The sequence below is a fragment of the Stutzerimonas stutzeri genome, from assembly GCF_000219605.1.
Classification (GTDB): domain Bacteria; phylum Pseudomonadota; class Gammaproteobacteria; order Pseudomonadales; family Pseudomonadaceae; genus Stutzerimonas; species Stutzerimonas stutzeri.
This window is the reverse complement of record NC_015740.1, coordinates 2,674,885-2,691,985: the sequence shown is the minus strand read 5'-3', so window position 1 is coordinate 2,691,985 and position 17,101 is coordinate 2,674,885. Positions and strand designations below refer to the sequence as shown.

The following is a 17,101-nucleotide window of genomic DNA, read 5'->3' as shown; positions in this document are numbered from 1 at the left end:
GTTTGGAGGCGCCACCCAGGCCTCCGGGAGCAAATAAGCAGACAACAAAAGCCCGAGTAGCTGCTGAGTCCAGAGATGGTTGTATGTTGCAACGAGCGAGGCTTCGGCACTTTCGTAGTCCACACTAGCGACATTCTCTTGCTCAAGTCGGGTCAGCTGCGATCAACGCCAAGTTGTAAGAACGGGTTGTTGAGCGGCACTTCCTCGAACAGATGCCTCGGATCTGCCAGCAGGTAACCATGCAGTCGTCGTGACTTGCGTGGTCCTTCACCTCGCAGGTCCAGATGTTCAGACCATTGACCTGCTTGCGGTGCAGTTGCAGCTTTTCGAAGCGCTTTTGCACCCACTGCCAATCTGCAACCTGATCCTGCTTGGCGAGCGTGGCCGTGTTCGGGTGCTCTTGTGCGTAGCGCTGAAACACACCGGGGCTAACCAGAAATGCCGTGTCGGCCACGGTGTGCACCAGGGCCCTGGCGTCATTGATGATGAGTTTGCGGCTCTGTACACGCTGCCGCAGCCAAGCCAGGAAATGTTCGCCGGAAGGTGACTCCGGTGAGTTTCCACCGTTTTCGATGGGCGGAAGTACAGCGGCAGGGGGCAGCATTGAATCGTTCGCCTGGGAAGGTGCGGCCGGGTCATTGATGCCCGTTGCTGGGGGTGGTTCAACCTCCGGCCTCTGTGGGTGCGGTTCGGTATCTGAGGTGCCGAGCAATGCCAGCAGGGCGTCGACGCTATCGGCAGCGGGTGCAGCAGAGGCCGCACGTGCGGCGGTCGCCACGGGTGAGGTTTCACCGCTATCGATGAATGATTCTGTGGTCGCATCGTTGCGCTCTACCTCAATCACGACAGTGCCAGTGAACGGCTCCGGCCGACCATCTCCCTCCCAGATCAGAGCCGGCGCCAATCGCAGCAGTGTGAACGTGTGCGACCAGCCTGCGTCGCTCGTGACCGTTGCTCGCCAGATTGCCTTGCCGTCAGTGGTGGGCTGGAGCATGCCGTGATCCTGCAGCACGTTGAACACGGCAGTGTTGTTCGCAGGGATACCTTCGATGCCCTGTGCCAGCAAGTGCGCGCGCAACTTGTCCGAAACAGTCTTGCTGACCAACCACAGAGAATCCTGCGTCAGCCAGCCGTCCGACGCCTGGGGTTGGTTGAGTTTCAGCTCCTCCTTCAGCAGGTAGCGCAGGCCATTGAGCAGCTTGCGCTGCAGCGCTTGCTTCGGGGCCGCCATAGCCCGTGCAGGATCGCCGCCCAGGGCCTGGGCAACCGAAGCACGGTCGGCCTGAATGACCAGCTCACCGAGGACGCCGGCGTGTTCGTACTGGCCGGCCAGAACGTACAGCAGTGCGGACCAGAGTGGCGGGAAGGTGCTGAGCCAGTCGAGAATCTCGCCATCGAGCACCTGGCGATACAGCAAGCCCGTGGCCGCGTTGTGTAAGCGGTATTCGCGATCCTGCCGGTAGCGGAATCGGTAGGGGCGTGCCAGCGGGCCGTACCAGGGGTGCCAAATGCTGCCGTCGGCATGTTCGACGTGCAGATCGACAGCGATCTTGCCGATGTCATGCAGCAGCGCGGCGTAGGCTATGGCGGCGGTCCAGGCTTCTGCCTGCACGACCTGGTCCTCGGGTGTGGTGCCACTGGGTAGCAGGTACGACTGCCGCAGTTTGAGCGCATACGCGACGATTTCCAGGCCGTGGTCCAGCATCCCCCCTGGATACGCATGATGATGCGCTTCCGACGCAGGAAACTGCTGGACCAGCTCGGCATAGCGTTGCAGCGGAGCCAAGTAGAGTGAGGCGAAATGCTTGCGCGAGAGCGAGGTGCGTTGCCAGATGTGTTCCAGCAGTTTCTGCCGGCGCGTTGTGGACAGCAGGGAGGCGACCGACTCGGGCCGCATCAGTCCTTTTTCCTTGCCTCCGGTGGAGGGGAGAGAGGCTGCTGTTGGGCGTTTTCGTTGGAATAGCGAGAGCATCGATGGCACCTGGAGTTGAGGCAGGCGAGGGCCTTTTCCCTTTCCGGGTAAGCCCGTTTCCCTTGAGTCCCATTCCCTTGCGCCCTTGCTGGAATCCTTTGATATAGCAGGCGCGAACGGCCATCCGCGAGCGTCTATGCGGTGTGGGTGATTGCTCTTTGAGGGCGCCCCTAGAAGGAGCACGTTTGGCCGTGCGCTTTGCTCAGTTCAGGCAGGGCCTTTCCTCGTGACTTCTAGTCTCTTGCCCTTTTCCAGACTTTTGGTGCGGGCAGTTGCTCCTTTGCTGGCACCAGACAATGCGGTGATGATCCAAACCGGATTGTTTAGAGAAGGCAGGCTGTTCCCCCTCTACCGTGGTGACCCACACAGGCCAGCCGGATGGACACCATGCCGAACCTATACCATAATGATCATATCAATCATATTGACCGATATGGTCCGAGGTGGATGATGATTACCGAAGTCAGCGCCGTGAGCTTCCGGCAGAACCTGGGCGAGATGCTCAACCAGGTGCAATACCGCAACGACAGCATCGTCATCAAGAAGGACGGCAAACCGGTTGCGGCCCTTGTAGACGCCGAGCTGTTCGCCCGCATTCGACGCATGCAGGAGCGCTTCGATGCGTTGAGCGGCCGGATCGGCGAGGCCTACGCCAGCGTATCGGTCGAGGACGGTCTGGCCGAGATCGAGGCTGCGGTTGCGGCTGAGCGGAAGCGGGGCTGATGGCAGGGCTGCGCGTCGTGCTCGATACCAACGTGCTGGTGTCGGGCTTGGCGTATCCGGGCAGCGTGCCGGGGCGCATTGTGGCGGCCTGGCGCCAAGGCGGTCTGGATGTCGCGCTTTCGCACTACATCCTGGACGAGCTGGCCCGTGTGTTGCCGCGCTTGCCCCGAATCGGCATGACCCCCGTGGAGATCCGCGATCTGGTCGACAGCCTCATGTTCCTGGTCGATATCGTCGAGCCGGAGGGCGAACATGCGGCAGACCTGCGTGACCCGGCTGACCAGCTCGTATTGCTCACGCTGATGGCGGCGCAGGCCGATTATCTGATTACCGGCGACAAGGACTTGCTTGCGCTGGCAAATCGGTATCCCATCGTAACGCCTGCGGAGTTTTGGTCGCGCCACGGTGTCTGACGGGCATCGCGGGCAGCGATGCCCGTTGCGCCTGAATAACCACGCGAGCCACGAGCACGGCTGAACCGATGTTGAGAGGGACACAACAGAACGACCAAGAGGTAACCCACCATGAAACCTTCTGCACAGCATTCATTCGCGGAGCGCCTTGGCCAAATACTCGGCCGGATGTGGCGTGGATGCCTGCGTCAGGAGCGGAAGATGAATGGTTGGCTTGTAGCGCATGGTTTAACTGCAGGTGGAGCTATCGCCTTGCTCTGGATTACCAAGTTGGCGGTGCTCGGTGTGCTGCTATACGTCGCATTCTGGATGGTTCTGGTGCTTCTGTTTGCAGTGGTTGCGGCATGGATGGTCCGCGACTCCGATGATGATGCGTCAGAAGAGTGGGCGGTCGGTGAGCAAGCTGAACATAAGATCAATCCTGGCTACCACCCGGCTCTTTACAACGACGCTCCCGATTCGCGTTATGCAGACGCGCAGCATGACGATGACTAACATCATCCTTAGCTGTCGGGATCACCGCCTACCTGAGTTTACCTGAGAGCATTCCGGGCGCTTTGCCTCCTGCTTGACTTACCGGTCGTGTGCCATCCGAGAGCCCTTGGAGCAGGCCGCCGATGCGAACGCCGACCCAGGATAAGGCAGCAACCCAAAATGCAGGCAGCGTAATAAACATCGTCGCCATCACGAAGCTGACGACCATATCGCCGAAGGTATTATTCAAGCCGATCAGCGGATCGAAGTTTGCGTGCGGTCGGTTCCAGCCCCAGCCCCAGCCATAGAGCGCGTCGAGGATCGTCGAGTCGACCCAGCGCGCGAGCTGGAACCAGAAATCGACGAAAAACAACGCGAACTGCACGATGCTGATCGTGACTACGGTTTTGAGATCGTAGGTGCCGATAACCAGCACCAACGGGATGCAGATCACCAGTGCCATCTTTAGCAGTGCCAGAACCATCGGCAGCGCCTGCCGCATCGCATCTATCGCGGGGAAGAATCCAATGGAGCCGATAGTCAGCCCGGCGTCACCGACGGCACGGGTGGCGACATTGGGGATGGTCATTTCGATCTGGCCGCCGTAGTCGCTGTAGACCGCCCCCTGGTTGAGCTTCTGCTGCCGGGGCGACGCGATGGCGCGAATCACCGAATCGTTGACTTGATCCTGTGACAGGAAACCGGCCCAGCCGCCGATCCGCGTCAGCAAGCTGGGGTCGACCTGGCCGAGCAGGCGCGCACGCAGTCCGTTCGCGCTGCTGGACCACCATTGACTGCAGGTTGGATAACCCGCGCCGCTGGGCACCTCAGTCAACCCAGCATCGCGGGCACTGTCGTAGGCCCAGCCCTCGCGTGGCGTCATTGCCCGGTAGATGTCGTAGTAACCCGCAGTGTTGAGGAAGAAGCGCGAACCGATCCAGGTCACGTCGTACATCTGCTCCTCGTCCAGGGTCGGGCGATTCATGAAGAGCTTGGCGCGTGCAGGTCCATAGCAGTCGTGAGTGAAATCGCTCACCTCTTGGGCGAGGACTGGATCATCGATGCGGGTGGCGTCGACCTCCATGCGCATCTGCCGCAGATCGGTGCCGCAGGGGATCGCCGCCACCGCAGCGCCGGTGAGCGCCCGCGAGACGGTGTGCATGAAGGCCCACCACACCGGCACTTTGGCTGATTGGTTGTTGAGGGTACTGAAGGACTGTGACCAGCCTGTCTCAGCAGGGGCTGGGACACTCACCTGGCATTGAGCTGAGCGGGTGCGATCGAACTGGAGCGTGTTGAAATCCACGTCGATAAACGGCATGCCCGCGAACAGGATAACCACGATGGACACATAGATGCGGTTCTCGATACGCACGGCCGACAACGCGCCTTTGTTTCCTTCGTCGGCACCTTCCGCGCGGGCCTTGAGCCATTCCTGAATGATGATGGCCAAAAAGGGTATGGCGAATACGCCGCTGGCGACGAGAACTGCCCAAATGCCGTTGTGGACGATCCAGGAGACAAGCGTCAAGTAATACTCAAGGTAATCGGTGGTGTAGAGGGTCATTGCAGCCTCCGGTTATCCGCCTTGTACGAACTGGCTGATCTCCAGTGCCGCTACTGCGATGACGGCAGCGATTTCGGCCGTCCGCAGGCGCCGGTGAGTGCCGGCTTCCGCCTCGCGTGCCAGTACACGGCGCCGCATCCAGCACCAGCCCCAAGTAGTGCCGGCATAGAGCAGTAGCCGCCAGGCCAGGAAATGGCCGCTATGATCATCCAGCCATTGCTGCCAACCCTCGATGCCGCCGGCTAAGTGGATGCCGACGACATTGGCAGTGATTGTCGCGACCAGTAGCAGAAGGACCCACAGCAGCGTCAAACCTGCGCGACGTAGCCAGTGGCGCCGCCACGCCATGCTCATGGAGTGCTCCCGCTGCTTGGTGGGCGCTGCAACTGATCGAGCCGGTCGCGGGCCGGATCACCTTGATAGATGCCTCGCGAGCCCGCAGAGCGTGCGCTGTGACGCTGGATGATGGCAGTGGGCGAATTGCTCGCCAGCTCGCGGCGCAGCTCCAGCTCGGTTTTCAGGTTATGGATTTCGCGGTCGAGTAGGTCGCTTTCGTGTGAAACTGCTTTTTGCGCCAGTTCGTTGGCTGCAACGTTCGGTTCTTTGCGTCCAGTCAGCAGGGTACGTTGCAGCAGCAGTGCTTTTTCGAGCACGCTGGACAAGGCGATTTCCGAAGCGAGGCGTCGCGCCAGGATGTCTTGGTCGGGTTCATCGCGCAGTGCTTCGACCACGCCGCGCGTAATCGGCAGCGAGGCGCTGCCGGCCGTTTGTAAATTGTCGAAGCTCAGGGGCTGGCTGCCGGCGATCAGCCCCTGTAGTACTTCGAGCCTCTCCTCGTATTCCTCCTGGATCAGCGGGGTCAGGCCGACGCCGGGCGTCGCCATGGTCTTGGTGCATGCTTCGCATGTGCGCTGCTCTTGCTCGCCCAACACCCGTACGGCCCAGGCTGAGGCTGCGGCGGGCGAGTTCCAGGTCTGGCAGGTCAGGTTGCCACCGCAACTGCTCGGATCGATCGAGCTGGTGTCGTCGACATCGCGCCCGTTAACCAGGTTGTAACCGGCGCGGGTGACATCACTGACGACGCGAATCGGGCGCTGCCCTGTGCCTCCCGCATTCTCGCCACCGACCCAGGCCACCCCTTCATTGCCGCGGCTCGCTTCGGTCTGCTCAATGGCAGATACAGCGTCGGTGCTGGATACGGCTTGCTTAAGTACCATCCCATCGGCGAGCTGGCTCCATCCGATCTGGCCGCCAGCCATGTCGCCCATTTTCTCCGCCATTGCGCGACAGGTCAGTTTGGAGCGGTCGAAGTCCAGCCGAGCCTGCAACACGCCGTTGGTGAGCAGGTTATAGAGCCCTGGGTCTGCCCTCTGGATGATCAGTGCTGGCAACGACGCTACGGCGGCCGTAGCGTTCTGAATAACTGACGACATGATGGTCTGGAACCCGTTGGTCACGCCGTTCAGCTGGTTCTGGATCGTGGTCGAGATAGACATGTCGCCGCAGATCAGATTGCTGTTCCAGCCGACGCCGACGCCAATGGAGCGCATATTGGGCGCGGGTGTCATCGACACGGCCTGGCCGCCGCCGATCGAATACAGCACATCGTCACCGATCACGGAGCCCTGGTGTTGCACACCATGCTGGTTGACGCTGGTCTGAGCGAATGTGTTTGTGCTCGCCATCATCAAAAAGGCGGTTAGAAGGAGAGGGCCCGGCATTACAGCAGGAAAGGACGTGCAACGGGTCATCATGGCCTGCCTCAATTGAAATCGACGCTGCCAAGAAAGACCTGACCTTCGCGTTCGCAGCAGCTATAGGGTCGCCACAGCGCCCAGGCGTAATCACCCTGCTGCGCCTGCACGCGGTTTTCGGAGTGAGGGAAGACCGCGCATGTGGGAGAGAGGGTCGGTGTCAGTTCCTGCCATTTGCCTGTCGTGGCGTCGCTCTCAACCAGTTCACCGGCTGGCCAGTAGCCGTCTTCGGCATCGGCGAGCAGAGGTTGGTAGACGTGGATCTGGCCGCGGCGTGTGACGACATCCCCGGCACGTTGGGCTACTACCGCACCGGCCATATAGTCATCGCTTTGGTGCAGGAAGCCGCCGCGTGGATAGACGTTGCCCCAGAGATTGCGGTCAGTGCGGGTGCCGATCTCGCGTTCGCCCGGAGTCAGCGCTTCCGGGTACACCATTTCGGGGATGTTGTAGCGCCACGCGATGGTGTCGAGAGTACTCAAAAGGTAAGGCATGAAGGCGGTGCCGGCACCTTTGCAGATATAGCCGAAGCCGGAGGCGAACTGGCTCAGCACATAGCCGCCGGGGTGGCCGATCACGTCAGCGTTCTTGAACTTCGCCAGGTTGTTTTCGTGGTTCTCGTTGGTCGTACCGTCGCCGCCGGCTTGTGCCATGGCGTTGGGTTGGCTTATCGATTGCACATCCACCCATGGATTCTCGCCAGTGTTCGAGTAGCTGGACACAACCGCGTCGGGCACGTAATGCCTGACCTTCACCGAGGTCTCCACGGAGTAGCTGAAATACGTGCAGAGCAGCCAGAAACAGATCCCGGCAACGCGATATTCCAGACAGTCCGGTGAGAGCGTCGAGGAAGCGATGGTCGAGGTGTCGAGCGCGAAAGACGGGACTCCCATCGTCAGCAGAATGGCGGCGATGCCGGCGCGCAGGCGGCGAGAACACATCATGGCTGCGTTCTCTGATGTGCTTCGATGAGCGCAACCGCCTTGGCGACGTCCGGCTCGCCATAAACCACATAGCGTTGATCAACCACTACAGCGGGGATCGTGGTAATGCCCAGGCTCCAGGCATCCACCACGTCTTGGTAAGCCGCACCAAGGCGTGCCAGGAGAGCGTTACCGCCGTCCTTCAGCCGCTGTTGCACGACTGCTGTACTGCGAGTGGGGTCGGCAGGCAGATGGGCACCCAGCTCGCCCTTGATTCGGGCCGGCTGATCCAGCTCGATAACCCGAACGCCGCTGGTAGCTAGTACCGGGTGCTGGCTATCGGTAACGACGAGAATGTTCTTGGCCTGCGCCAGTGGGCCGAGCAGCGCTGCGCAAAGCGCTGTGGCAAGTACGTACATGCGCAGTTTGGATGGGCAAGGAAGCGGGGCTGGCATGTCAAGCTACCGTGAAGTGGATTGTGTCGGCAGTTGACTCGACGGAAAGGGACACGGCGACAAACAAACGGGAATCACGGCCTTCCGATTTAATCGCGAGCCGGAGAACAACGGGGAGCCAAAAGGTTTCTGTGCGGGGATAAGCAGGCGCGGGGCGGCCCGCCCGAGTGGGCGGCCGACTCCGTGCAGGTAGGGAAAAGATTGCGCCGCGCAGCGACGAGGACTACAGCAGGCCATTCGAGGCGAACGAGAACGGTTCGCCCTTGCCGACGATGAAATGATCCAGCAACCGTACTTCCACGCAGTCCAGCGCATTTTTCACGCGCTGGGTCAGTCGTTCGTCCGAGGATGAGGGGTCTGAGCAGCCGGACGGGTGCTGGTGCGCGACGATCAGGGCGGCGGCATTGTGGGCAAGCGCTCGCTGAACAAGCACGCGGGGATGAATTTGAGCTGCGTCTATTGTGCCCCTAAACAGCGTTTCACAGGCGATGACCTGATGTTTTGAGGACAGGAATACTGCGACGAACACTTCGCTGGGTTCTGGCATCAGCTTCAAACGCAGATAGTCGCTGACAGCCTCCGGGTTGAGCAGTAGGGGGCCATCGTTGAATAAGCGGCGCTCCAGTAGCTCAATAGCCTGCGCGATGATGCGGTTTTCGTAGTCGAGAGCCGTTGGCGGACAGGATTTTGCCATAGAGTCGAGGCGGACTAAGGATGTGAGCATGGGATGACCTCCGCGGGAGAGTTCGGAGGTGCGCCCATGGAGGGTTTTCCCTCCGGGGACGATGGTTGTGGTGTCTGGATGAGCATGGCATCCGCCAACGCCTTGGCGGTGGCTGTTCGCACAGGGATGCAAGGCGAACGGGAGTGGTCAGCGCGGCAATGCGGCGCCGTAGCCTTGAGGACCGTGGCTACCGACTTGCAACGTCAGTTGAGCGCAGCATGGCTCTGAGCACGACAAAGAATCGGAAACTGATTCGTCCGGTTTAAGTGTCGCTTTAACTGATGCGTCGCAGAGCACGTAGGAATGGCGGGATTCGGCGTTTGGGCCAAGGCGGTTCCGCTCCCAGGATAGCGCCTGGCCGTGAGTTCGGGTGTGCAGGAGGATTTGGTTCCCATCGCTCAATAGTCGGCGAAACACCGATTACACCTGTACATTTAGTCTAATTTAAGAGTTCTTCAACGGACCTTGCTCAGGATGCTCCAGTCCATCGACAGCGGGGCGATACCGCGCGCCCGGTCAATGTTCTCGGCAATCTTGAGCGCGGCGTCGAGTTCGCTGATGCCATGCTGTTGCATGAGTTGGTAGCGCTCGGCTTTTTCCTCCGGCTCGGTTTGGGCGAGCGCGAGATAGAGGCTAGGGGGCACCGCGCGGAACAACAGCTCCATACTGCGCGACAGGATTACGCCTTCCGAGAACTTGCCGGTCTCCTTTCTGGCAGAGAGCATCAGGGCTTTCTGCGCCGGAGTGAGTTCGCGGAACTTGGCGATTTTCTCTACCTCGTCTGGTGGCATGCCCATACACAACCACCACTCCATCATGTTCAACATTGGCTCGGCGGCTTTGGGCAGGTCGTCCAGGTTCTGCGTTGCCAGCCAGAACCAGGCCCCAAGTTTGCGCCACATCTTGGTGATTTTGACGATATAGGGCGCGAGTAATGGGTTCTTGGTGATGATATGCCCCTCGTCGGTGACGTTGATGATCGGACGGCCCAGGAACTGGTCGCGCTCGGCGATGTTGTTGACGGTGTTGATCAGCGAGATATAGGCGATGGAAAGCTGAGCGTTGTAGCCCTCCCTGGCATAGGTAGCCAGGTCGACGATGGTGATGTCGGCTTCCGGCCAGGGCGTGCCGGGGCGGTCGAACATATCGCCATCGCTGCCCTGGGTGAACATGTCCATGGCATCGGCCATTTCCATCAGCCGTGCAAGGCGAACCTCGGGTAAAGTCGTGTCGCGGCTGCGCTCGCGCAGGGCATCGCGAACGTCCCGCGTGAGCACCGCGCGTTGCTCGGCGACACAGCGCTCTGCCGCGTCGAGGATGCATTGGCGAACCAGGCTGCGATCAGCACGCGTCATGCGCGCTTCCTCGCGTTCTTCTCCTCCTGTGATCATTAGGCGGGCGGTGATCTCCAGCTCACCCAGGACGTCGCGCTGCTCATCGCCATCGTTAGCTGCGTCGTCTTCATCCAAGGCATCGGCGTCGAGCGTTTGCACCTGGCAGGGCGTTTCCACCAGCCGGTGCGCATCGGCGAACGGGGCGAGGCTGACGCCCGAGCCGGGCGCGAGTTTCACACGATGCACGGTGAGACCCAGCCGCGCGGCGAAATCGCCGTACAGGCCAAAGGAGTTGCCGGCTTCGACGATGAACAGTCTTGGTCGGTAGATCGCGGTGACTTGGTTGAGCAGATTGTTGAGCGTGGCCGACTTGCCGGAGCCGGTCGGGCCGGCGAGGAACAGGTGCGCATTCATTTGCCGATCGAGGCGATTGAGCGGATCGAAGGTGATGGTGCCGCCGCCGCGGTTGAACAATGTGAGACCGGGGTGGCCGGTGCCCTGGCTGCGCCCCCACAGCGGTGCCAGGTTGGCGGCGTGTTGGGCGAACATCAGCTGGGTGTACCACTGGCGCTTGTCCAGCGCAGGGTCGTAGACGCAGGGCAGCCAGCGCAGATAGGTGTTGAGCGGTGCGACCTCATCTTCTTCGCGTACCGGTTGCAGCCCGGCACCGAGCAGCACGTTGCCAAGTTGCAGGCCGCGTGCGTCCAGTTCCGCCTCGTCGCGGCCGCGCAGGTAAAAGGTGAGTGCGCTTCGGTACAGCTTATGGGCGCTGCCGATCAGGCTGCGGGCCTGTTGCACATCGGCACGGGTCTGTTCCGATGCCAAGGTGTCGCCCACGGATTTGCGGCCAAGGTGGTTGAGGTGCGCTTCGAGCACATCCTGCGGGGTGATGACCAGCGTCAGGCACTGAATCGTGTCTTCCGGCAGTTGGTCGAACAGCGCATTGATTGCGTCACCCTTGCGGGTTTCGCCGGTGATATGCCCTGTGGTGGGTGGGCTGCGCAGGCGGTCGACGGCGATGGCGCGGTGTGGCATGCCATCGAAGTACCACTGGCCCAGGGCGGCATCCGAGCGCGGCTGGCCGAAGAACAGCCGTTGTGCGAAATCGGTGCCGCTGGCCAGCTCGATCTCGCCAGGCTCCTGTTCGTCCGGGTAGCGGGTCAGGGCATAGAAGCGCTCCCGGTTTTTGGCGCTGTTACCGAGCTGGGTTGGATGGGGATTGAACCAGCGCAACAACCAGGCGTGGATATCCGCCGCGCCGAGACGCCGGGCGCGCACGCCAGCATGGGCCAGGCCGCCGACGAGGCGGTCGCAGACCCGATTGAGCGCCTGCTCGGGCGATTGTCCACGGCGCTGCGGTGCCTGGCCGACACGGCGATAGACGACCAGCCGCGTGCGCCGAGTTTGCCCGCGCCAGGGCAATTGGGTGACGGTATTGTCCTCGAACAGACCGCCGGGCTTGGCGATGGCCTGCAGATGGTGGCCAAAGAACCGCAGGTAGAACTCGGTGAAGGCGGTGCCTTGGGCGCGGGGCTGGACGTAGTGGCGCAGCTCATCAAGGTAGCGATCCCAGTTGGTGTCGTCCTGCGCGTAGAGCTGCACGACCCAGGGGTTGTCCTCCAGCTCGTCGAAGGCATCCTGCAGCACGTTTTCCAGGGTGTCGCGGACCTGCAACAGCCAGGCAGGCTCGCGTCCTTCCGTGCCGACCGGGAGCAGCTCGTAGAAGGCCGCTACCGAGGTGCCGTCATCAAGCAGCATGCATTGTGACTGGGGCAGGTACTCGGCCCACGGCAGCAGGTCGGTGAACGAGGGGGCGGCATCGTAGAGCGCTTGCTCGTCGGCCTGGGTGGCTGGCCGCCGCGAAGTGTGCGCGGTGCCGGGTTCGGCAATGCCGTGAGCGCGCAGATCGGCGACATGGCGTGCCCAGGTGTCCGCAGGTGGCGCGGGTTCCTCGGCCTGGCGCCGGTGCTTGAACAGGGACCAGGCCATCAGTAATCCTCGACACGTTCGCCAGGCAGTGCGTACTGCACACGCTGGTACAGGGGGAACAGTGTGGTGTAGCCGGGCACTGGCACCGGGTCGCTGCCGGCCAGATGCGGGAATACATACATCAGCAGATCGGGATTGGGCAGCCGGTGGAACTGCCGGTGTATTTCGTTTTGCGCCGTGCGGGTGTAGCGAGCCTGTACGGCGGGTGCGGCGTGTACATAGGCCTCGGTCAGCGGTCGGCGCAACGCCTGGCGGGCATCGAGCAGTTGCCGGGCGGTGCCGCCGCCGGTCTCGACGTTCCAGATATCGAGCATGGTGGTGTCGTCGTGAGACAGTAGCGTCTCCTTGCTGGTGGCGCAGCCACCGAGCACCAGGGCTATGGCTAGCGGGGCCAAGCAGTCAGTCCAATTCCTGCGCATGGGGCAGCCCTCCAAGGCGGTGATCGACGCGGCGACCTTGCGGGTCGTAGTCGATGGTCAGGGGTTCTTCGAGATGCACGGCCACCTTGGCGCCGGGCTTGACGTAGACGGCTGCGAACGCTTGGCCGTAGAGCTTGTTGACCCAGGCGGACATGTCCTGCATGCCACCAGCGAGTATGCGGCCCATGGCCTCATTCGAGCCGATGCCGACCGTGCCGATGGAGCCGTCGCTGCTCATGTAGGCGGCCTGGCCGTTGTCGGAGTCGATCAGCGAGGCGACGCCCGCGCCGGCCGCGGTGATCAGGGCCTGGGTACCCAGGTACTGCTGGGCATTGCTGCGCCGTTGGCCACTGACGCAGGGGATGCCGTATGGGTCGCTGATCCAACCTATGCTGTCCTGCGTGTTGCTGCTGTCCTGTTGGCGGTTGCCGCCGCGTTCGTCGTCTTTGGGGATGGTTCGGATGGTGCCGTCGTCGAACACGAAGGTGACCGAACGGATCTGCCCGCGCACGCAGGAGAGGGTCCAGTCGCCCGAAGCCGTGCCGCTGACCACCGCACCGGCCACGTCGGGAATGTCGATGCCGTTCGCGGTGAGATTGTCGCGCCCGATCAGGACTTTGAAGGGGTACGGGTCGTTGACGGTTCCGTCGATCGGTACGCGGCCGATCAGTGCCGTCATGGAGATCGAGCCAATCAGGGTCGCGTTGGTCGGCACGGTGTAGACGGCTGTCGTCTCCGGCACACCAGTCGCGCGGCGGCCGGCATCGACGGCGGAGCTTGCGGTGGTTTCGAGTGTCTTCTGCGCCGGCGCGAAGCTGCTGGGAAAGCTGAAGCTGGCGGCATTGCCGGAACGCTGCTTGCCGTCATCGCGCCGATCCTCCGGCTCTACCCAGCGCAGGGTATCGCCAGCCAGGCCGTCGCCCAGCTCAAGGCCTAGACCGACCGGTAGATCGGCGGGGTTATCTTTGCCGATGCCATCGAGCCGCTGCTGCAGTTGTTGAAGCAGGCTCTGGGTTTTCTGCCGTTCGCTGCTGACCTCCTGCCGATCCTGATGCAACTGGCTGCGTTCGCTGTCGAGCGCGCTCTGGATGCGCCGGTCGATGGTGCCTTCGCGTTGCCGCAGCCGTTGGTTTTCTTCGCGTTGGACCTTGTTGTCGCCGAGTGCGGTCTGCAGCTCGGTGCGTAGCTGACGGACTTGCGCTACCAACGTCGCCACGGTGTCGCGTGGGGTGTCGCCCTCGATACCGAGCGCTTTGGCTTCATCGGGCGTGAGCCGGGAAGCTTCTTCCGGTGTGCTGGTAACGTCGTTGCCGCCGGAGAACAGCTTGATGCCGACGAACACCAGTAGTAGCGCCAGGGGGATCATCAACCATTTGAGCAGGCCATTACTGTGCATCGCGGTCTCCGTTGTGTTGCGGCCCCGGCAGGTTGAGGGAGGCATCGACAGGCGCAATGGTGGGCAGCAGAGCCTGCGCCAGCCCATTTCCACGGGTGACGAGGTAGACGACGGTGGTGTCGTCCGGCGTGCCGCTCGGCCCCAGCGTCGAATGCTGGAAAGTCGCGCTGAGGAAGTGGCCCTGCAGCGCACGCGGGTCCAGGTCAAGCCAGTGCGAGGCGCTGTTGCGCAGGCGCACAGCACTCACCCATAGGTTGTCCAAACGCCATGCCGCTAGCGCCTGGGCCTGTATCGGCAGTATCGGCAACAGGCTGTCCAGCGGCAGGTCGCGGCGCAGGGTTGCGGGTGTAACGCCGGGCACGGGTTCGACGGTTCGCAGTGGTGCGTAGAGGTTCTGTGCCGCGTAACGGGTCAGGATGACGGGCTGCGGTGTTGCCCGCACGGGCGGGGCGGCTGCGGCACTGTCATCTGCATCCGTTTGAGCAGCGGATGATGCGGTCTCGATGATGCGCACCGGCTCCAAGGGAGGCTGGCCCGCCTGCTCGGGTTCGGCGGCGATGTCGAGCAAAATCACGGTACCGGTATCGGCGTCCTGCAGTTGCAGCCGGGTCGGTTCGATTGGCTCGCTCGCCAGCAGGTAGATGGCCCCGGCGGCGCTCTGCACCCGCAGGAGGTTGTCGACCGATGCGGGTACCCCGACGCGTACATTGCGCTCGACGAAGACTATGCGCTCCTGGCCGACCACGAGCGGTACGGCCAGCGGCAACCTTTCCCAACGCAGGAGTTCGGTGGCGTGGGCGGCGCTGAATAGAACCAGCGCGAGCGCTGCAAAAGCCGGTTGCAAAAGGCGGTTCATGGCATGTTTTCCAGGGAGGGGGCGGGAGCTGCTGCCGGATCGACAGGGGTGGCAATACGCTGCGGCGCGCCGTCGTAGCAGTCGATGGCAAGCCCGAACGGGTTGCGCTGAGGGTCGACGTCGATCCGCAGGACCTTGAGCGGGTAGCGCACCAGGGCACGCTTGACTTGCTCCGAGGCGTAGTATTCGTCTGCCGTAACGTCGAGGCTCACGACCCACTCACGGGTGGAGATGGTGCGCACGCGCAGCGTCGGGTTGTCACCGTAGCCGCGGCCAGGAATCTCGTAGATGCCGCGCACGCGCCGCCGCAGCTCTCCAGCATTGCGGCGGTACTCGTAGTCCTGCTGCAGGAACGCCTGGCAGGCGGGCGTGAGGTAGGGCGACAGCGCGTGCAGGTTGCGCGGGTAGTCCTCGTCGCCATTGGTGGGCCAGCGCTGGAGCTGCTGCCATACGTAGAAGGTGAAGGCGTAAACGCTCTCAGGCGGCACGTCCCACCATTTACGCATACTGCCTGAGCGCAGGTCAGGCGGTACATGGATGGTCAGATCGCGTGGTGCGCTCCACCAGCCGACGCCCATGACCAGAGCCAGTACGACCAGCACCGAGGCCCCGATTCGTAGGGTCCTGATGTGGGCTTCGAGCCGCAGCACTTCGTTCTTGAACCGGCTCACCGCGCCTTGCTCCGGCGTGTGCTCCAGTAACCGGAGCGAGTTACCAGGGCGTGACTGTCGGTGAGCGGCGCGAGCTGCGGCAGATTAACTGCGATCCACCACTGCAACTGCCGATACAGCCAGGTTTTGGGGCGGCCGCGTTTGAATCGGCGCAGCGCGCCGCCACCGATGAAAATCCCAGCGGTGACCGCCAGCAGGATGGCTGTGGGGACGATGGCAATCGTTGTAAACATGAAGGCCAGCGGGATGCCGCTCGCGAGACCGATCACGCCTGATAATCCCGCGCAGACCCACAGTTCATTTGCCGTCAGCCCTCGCACCACCACGGGGTGACGGTTGAGGCGGTGGGGCAAGAACGCCACCGTCCCGTCCGGGCGGATGTCTTCAGCCATATCGACATTCCTTGGTTCAGAGAACGCCGATGGCTTCGGTCAGCAGCCAGATGCCAACCACGAGCAGGATCGCACCGACCGCCACGGTCAGACCGAACTGGCCCCAGGTTGAGCGGCCTATGTGGATTTCCGCATAACGGGTGTAGGCGTGGTAGCAGACGCCGACGAACATCGAGGCGACCACGAGCAGTGCGATGAGCATCACGATGTCGTAACCGTAATTCTGCAACGTTTCCATGATGCCGCCGCCCGTGCCACGTGAAGGGTTTTCCAGGGTGGGCAGGTCGGCGTGGGCGAGAGGTGTCAGCACGCTGAACATCGGCAGTGCAGCCAGGCTAGCGACATGGAGGGGGCGGAAAGTGCGGGTGAGCGGCTTCATCATGGCTACCTCTTACGAGAGCAGGAAAAAGGTCAGGACCAGGTACAGCACGGCAAAACGCACCACGACCACCAGGAACTGACGTTGGGAAAGTTGCGCTTCTGCCCAACCGACGTAGGCGCTGCGCATCGCCCAGACACCCCACACGAGCAGCACGGCGAATACCGCACCGAGCAGCATGGTCGACATGACGGATGGGGTGATGCCGCTGTTGGCCTGGAACGCGGCGGTTTGAGCGGCGTTCATGGCGTGACCAGCGGTTCGAGGGCGGCGGTAGACTGGCGGTAGTCGCCAAGCAGCAGGGCGGGGTCGCGCGGTTGCGCACGCGTTGGGGTGAGGTAGTCGTGGATGCCGGCGCGCACGCGCTCAAGGTCAGCGGTCAGACGGGCGTAGTCGAAGTGGTAGCGGGCGCGTTCGTCCCGCTGCTGCGCGGTTTGTTGTGCGACAAGCCGTTCGATGCTGTCGAGCTGGCGCAGCGCGGCTGCGAGCCGTGCGTGCTCGAACGTGGCATCGTCGGCGCTGGCATGTGCAGAAAAACACAGGCCGAGCAGCAGTGCGAAGGTCAGGCCGGGCGCGTGATGCCTATCGGCTGGTGGGAGAGGTTGCATCGACATTGGCCAGTCCACGATTTGCGAGGAATGGCGGAATGCTCTCGGTAAA

The 17,101-nt window shown here is 62.4% G+C and carries 19 protein-coding genes; 3 read left to right on the top strand and 16 right to left on the bottom strand.

Annotation, left to right across the window (positions count from 1 at the left end; all coding sequences use genetic code 11):
- Positions 1-142: 142 nt before the first annotated feature.
- A complete protein-coding gene (gene mobH / locus PSTAB_RS12415) occupies positions 143-1,972 on the bottom strand; it encodes a MobH family relaxase (RefSeq protein ID WP_435966888.1) in 1,830 nt (609 codons plus the stop codon).
- 447 nt (positions 1,973-2,419) lie between these two features.
- Between mobH and PSTAB_RS12410 the strand changes: the two genes are divergently transcribed.
- From PSTAB_RS12410 to PSTAB_RS12400, 3 genes are all read left to right on the top strand, one after another.
- Complete coding sequence (locus tag PSTAB_RS12410) at positions 2,420-2,695, top strand: type II toxin-antitoxin system Phd/YefM family antitoxin (RefSeq protein ID WP_232244006.1); 276 nt, start codon at positions 2,420-2,422, stop codon at positions 2,693-2,695.
- A complete protein-coding gene (locus tag PSTAB_RS12405) occupies positions 2,695-3,108 on the top strand; it encodes a putative toxin-antitoxin system toxin component, PIN family (protein ID WP_013983181.1) in 414 nt (137 codons plus the stop codon). The genes PSTAB_RS12410 and PSTAB_RS12405 overlap by 1 nt, the downstream gene beginning before the upstream one ends.
- Before the next feature lie 111 nt (positions 3,109-3,219).
- Positions 3,220-3,603 carry a DUF3742 family protein gene (locus tag PSTAB_RS12400; protein ID WP_041771769.1) on the top strand — a complete coding sequence of 128 codons (384 nt, stop codon included), beginning with the start codon at positions 3,220-3,222 and terminating at the stop codon, positions 3,601-3,603.
- Positions 3,604-3,631: 28 nt separating this feature from the next.
- On the opposite strand, the gene PSTAB_RS12395 is transcribed toward PSTAB_RS12400, so the two are convergent.
- The 15 genes from PSTAB_RS12395 to PSTAB_RS12320 all read right to left on the bottom strand — a co-directional run bounded on the left by PSTAB_RS12395 (position 3,632) and on the right by PSTAB_RS12320 (position 17,055).
- Positions 3,632-5,149, bottom strand: coding sequence for a conjugal transfer protein TraG N-terminal domain-containing protein (locus PSTAB_RS12395; RefSeq protein WP_013983179.1), 1,518 nt, complete (start codon positions 5,147-5,149; stop codon positions 3,632-3,634).
- Between the two features lie 12 nt (positions 5,150-5,161).
- Complete coding sequence (locus PSTAB_RS12390; RefSeq protein ID WP_013983178.1) at positions 5,162-5,503, bottom strand: hypothetical protein; 342 nt, start codon at positions 5,501-5,503, stop codon at positions 5,162-5,164.
- A complete protein-coding gene (locus PSTAB_RS12385) occupies positions 5,500-6,903 on the bottom strand; it encodes an integrating conjugative element protein (protein ID WP_418080424.1) in 1,404 nt (467 codons plus the stop codon). The genes PSTAB_RS12390 and PSTAB_RS12385 overlap by 4 nt, the downstream gene beginning before the upstream one ends.
- Positions 6,904-6,911: 8 nt before the next feature.
- Positions 6,912-7,847: a TIGR03756 family integrating conjugative element protein gene (locus tag PSTAB_RS12380; protein WP_013983176.1), complete on the bottom strand. Its 936-nt coding sequence runs from the start codon at positions 7,845-7,847 to the stop codon at positions 6,912-6,914.
- Complete coding sequence (locus tag PSTAB_RS12375) at positions 7,844-8,281, bottom strand: TIGR03757 family integrating conjugative element protein (RefSeq protein WP_041771764.1); 438 nt, start codon at positions 8,279-8,281, stop codon at positions 7,844-7,846. The genes PSTAB_RS12380 and PSTAB_RS12375 overlap by 4 nt, the downstream gene beginning before the upstream one ends.
- 223 nt (positions 8,282-8,504) lie before the next feature.
- Complete coding sequence (radC, locus tag PSTAB_RS12370) at positions 8,505-9,005, bottom strand: RadC family protein (RefSeq protein WP_041771763.1); 501 nt, start codon at positions 9,003-9,005, stop codon at positions 8,505-8,507.
- A gap of 455 nt (positions 9,006-9,460) precedes the next feature.
- Positions 9,461-12,328: a conjugative transfer ATPase gene (locus PSTAB_RS12360; RefSeq protein WP_013983173.1), complete on the bottom strand. Its 2,868-nt coding sequence runs from the start codon at positions 12,326-12,328 to the stop codon at positions 9,461-9,463.
- Entirely contained in the window at positions 12,328-12,747 is a 420-nt protein-coding gene (locus tag PSTAB_RS12355; RefSeq protein WP_041771759.1) for a TIGR03751 family conjugal transfer lipoprotein, read from the bottom strand. The genes PSTAB_RS12360 and PSTAB_RS12355 overlap by 1 nt, the downstream gene beginning before the upstream one ends.
- Positions 12,728-14,143 carry a TIGR03752 family integrating conjugative element protein gene (locus PSTAB_RS12350; protein ID WP_013983171.1) on the bottom strand — a complete coding sequence of 472 codons (1,416 nt, stop codon included), beginning with the start codon at positions 14,141-14,143 and terminating at the stop codon, positions 12,728-12,730. Before PSTAB_RS12350 ends, PSTAB_RS12355 begins: the two co-directional genes overlap by 20 nt.
- Positions 14,133-14,999, bottom strand: coding sequence for a TIGR03749 family integrating conjugative element protein (locus tag PSTAB_RS12345; RefSeq protein ID WP_013983170.1), 867 nt, complete (start codon positions 14,997-14,999; stop codon positions 14,133-14,135). Before PSTAB_RS12345 ends, PSTAB_RS12350 begins: the two co-directional genes overlap by 11 nt.
- On the bottom strand, positions 14,996-15,670 hold the full coding sequence (locus PSTAB_RS12340) for a PFL_4703 family integrating conjugative element protein (protein WP_013983169.1): 675 nt from the start codon (positions 15,668-15,670) through the stop codon (positions 14,996-14,998). The genes PSTAB_RS12345 and PSTAB_RS12340 overlap by 4 nt, the downstream gene beginning before the upstream one ends.
- Positions 15,667-16,062 carry a TIGR03750 family conjugal transfer protein gene (locus PSTAB_RS12335; RefSeq protein ID WP_013983168.1) on the bottom strand — a complete coding sequence of 132 codons (396 nt, stop codon included), beginning with the start codon at positions 16,060-16,062 and terminating at the stop codon, positions 15,667-15,669. The genes PSTAB_RS12340 and PSTAB_RS12335 overlap by 4 nt, the downstream gene beginning before the upstream one ends.
- Before the next feature lie 16 nt (positions 16,063-16,078).
- Positions 16,079-16,444, bottom strand: a complete 366-nt coding sequence (locus PSTAB_RS12330) for a TIGR03745 family integrating conjugative element membrane protein (protein ID WP_418080423.1) — start codon at positions 16,442-16,444, stop codon at positions 16,079-16,081.
- Between the two features lie 9 nt (positions 16,445-16,453).
- Entirely contained in the window at positions 16,454-16,687 is a 234-nt protein-coding gene (locus tag PSTAB_RS12325) for a TIGR03758 family integrating conjugative element protein (protein WP_013983166.1), read from the bottom strand.
- Positions 16,684-17,055, bottom strand: coding sequence for an integrative conjugative element protein, RAQPRD family (locus tag PSTAB_RS12320; RefSeq protein ID WP_013983165.1), 372 nt, complete (start codon positions 17,053-17,055; stop codon positions 16,684-16,686). Before PSTAB_RS12320 ends, PSTAB_RS12325 begins: the two co-directional genes overlap by 4 nt.
- Positions 17,056-17,101 lie beyond the last annotated feature (46 nt).

Excerpts from the sequence above, each read along its gene's own strand:
- mobH (WP_435966888.1), bottom strand. The coding sequence starts at position 1,972 with ATGCTCTCGCTATTCCAACGAAAACGCCCAACAGCAGCCTCTCTCCCC.
- PSTAB_RS12410 (WP_232244006.1), top strand. The coding sequence starts at position 2,420 with ATGATGATTACCGAAGTCAGCGCCGTGAGCTTCCGGCAGAACCTGGGC.
- PSTAB_RS12405 (WP_013983181.1), top strand. The coding sequence starts at position 2,695 with ATGGCAGGGCTGCGCGTCGTGCTCGATACCAACGTGCTGGTGTCGGGC.
- PSTAB_RS12400 (WP_041771769.1), top strand. The coding sequence starts at position 3,220 with ATGAAACCTTCTGCACAGCATTCATTCGCGGAGCGCCTTGGCCAAATA.
- PSTAB_RS12395 (WP_013983179.1), bottom strand. The coding sequence starts at position 5,149 with ATGACCCTCTACACCACCGATTACCTTGAGTATTACTTGACGCTTGTC.
- PSTAB_RS12390 (WP_013983178.1), bottom strand. The coding sequence starts at position 5,503 with ATGAGCATGGCGTGGCGGCGCCACTGGCTACGTCGCGCAGGTTTGACG.
- PSTAB_RS12385 (WP_418080424.1), bottom strand. The coding sequence starts at position 6,903 with ATGATGACCCGTTGCACGTCCTTTCCTGCTGTAATGCCGGGCCCTCTC.
- PSTAB_RS12380 (WP_013983176.1), bottom strand. The coding sequence starts at position 7,847 with ATGATGTGTTCTCGCCGCCTGCGCGCCGGCATCGCCGCCATTCTGCTG.
- PSTAB_RS12375 (WP_041771764.1), bottom strand. The coding sequence starts at position 8,281 with ATGCCAGCCCCGCTTCCTTGCCCATCCAAACTGCGCATGTACGTACTT.
- radC (WP_041771763.1), bottom strand. The coding sequence starts at position 9,005 with ATGCTCACATCCTTAGTCCGCCTCGACTCTATGGCAAAATCCTGTCCG.
- PSTAB_RS12360 (WP_013983173.1), bottom strand. The coding sequence starts at position 12,328 with ATGGCCTGGTCCCTGTTCAAGCACCGGCGCCAGGCCGAGGAACCCGCG.
- PSTAB_RS12355 (WP_041771759.1), bottom strand. The coding sequence starts at position 12,747 with ATGCGCAGGAATTGGACTGACTGCTTGGCCCCGCTAGCCATAGCCCTG.
- PSTAB_RS12350 (WP_013983171.1), bottom strand. The coding sequence starts at position 14,143 with ATGCACAGTAATGGCCTGCTCAAATGGTTGATGATCCCCCTGGCGCTA.
- PSTAB_RS12345 (WP_013983170.1), bottom strand. The coding sequence starts at position 14,999 with ATGAACCGCCTTTTGCAACCGGCTTTTGCAGCGCTCGCGCTGGTTCTA.
- PSTAB_RS12335 (WP_013983168.1), bottom strand. The coding sequence starts at position 16,062 with ATGGCTGAAGACATCCGCCCGGACGGGACGGTGGCGTTCTTGCCCCAC.
- PSTAB_RS12330 (WP_418080423.1), bottom strand. The coding sequence starts at position 16,444 with ATGATGAAGCCGCTCACCCGCACTTTCCGCCCCCTCCATGTCGCTAGC.
- PSTAB_RS12325 (WP_013983166.1), bottom strand. The coding sequence starts at position 16,687 with ATGAACGCCGCTCAAACCGCCGCGTTCCAGGCCAACAGCGGCATCACC.
- PSTAB_RS12320 (WP_013983165.1), bottom strand. The coding sequence starts at position 17,055 with ATGTCGATGCAACCTCTCCCACCAGCCGATAGGCATCACGCGCCCGGC.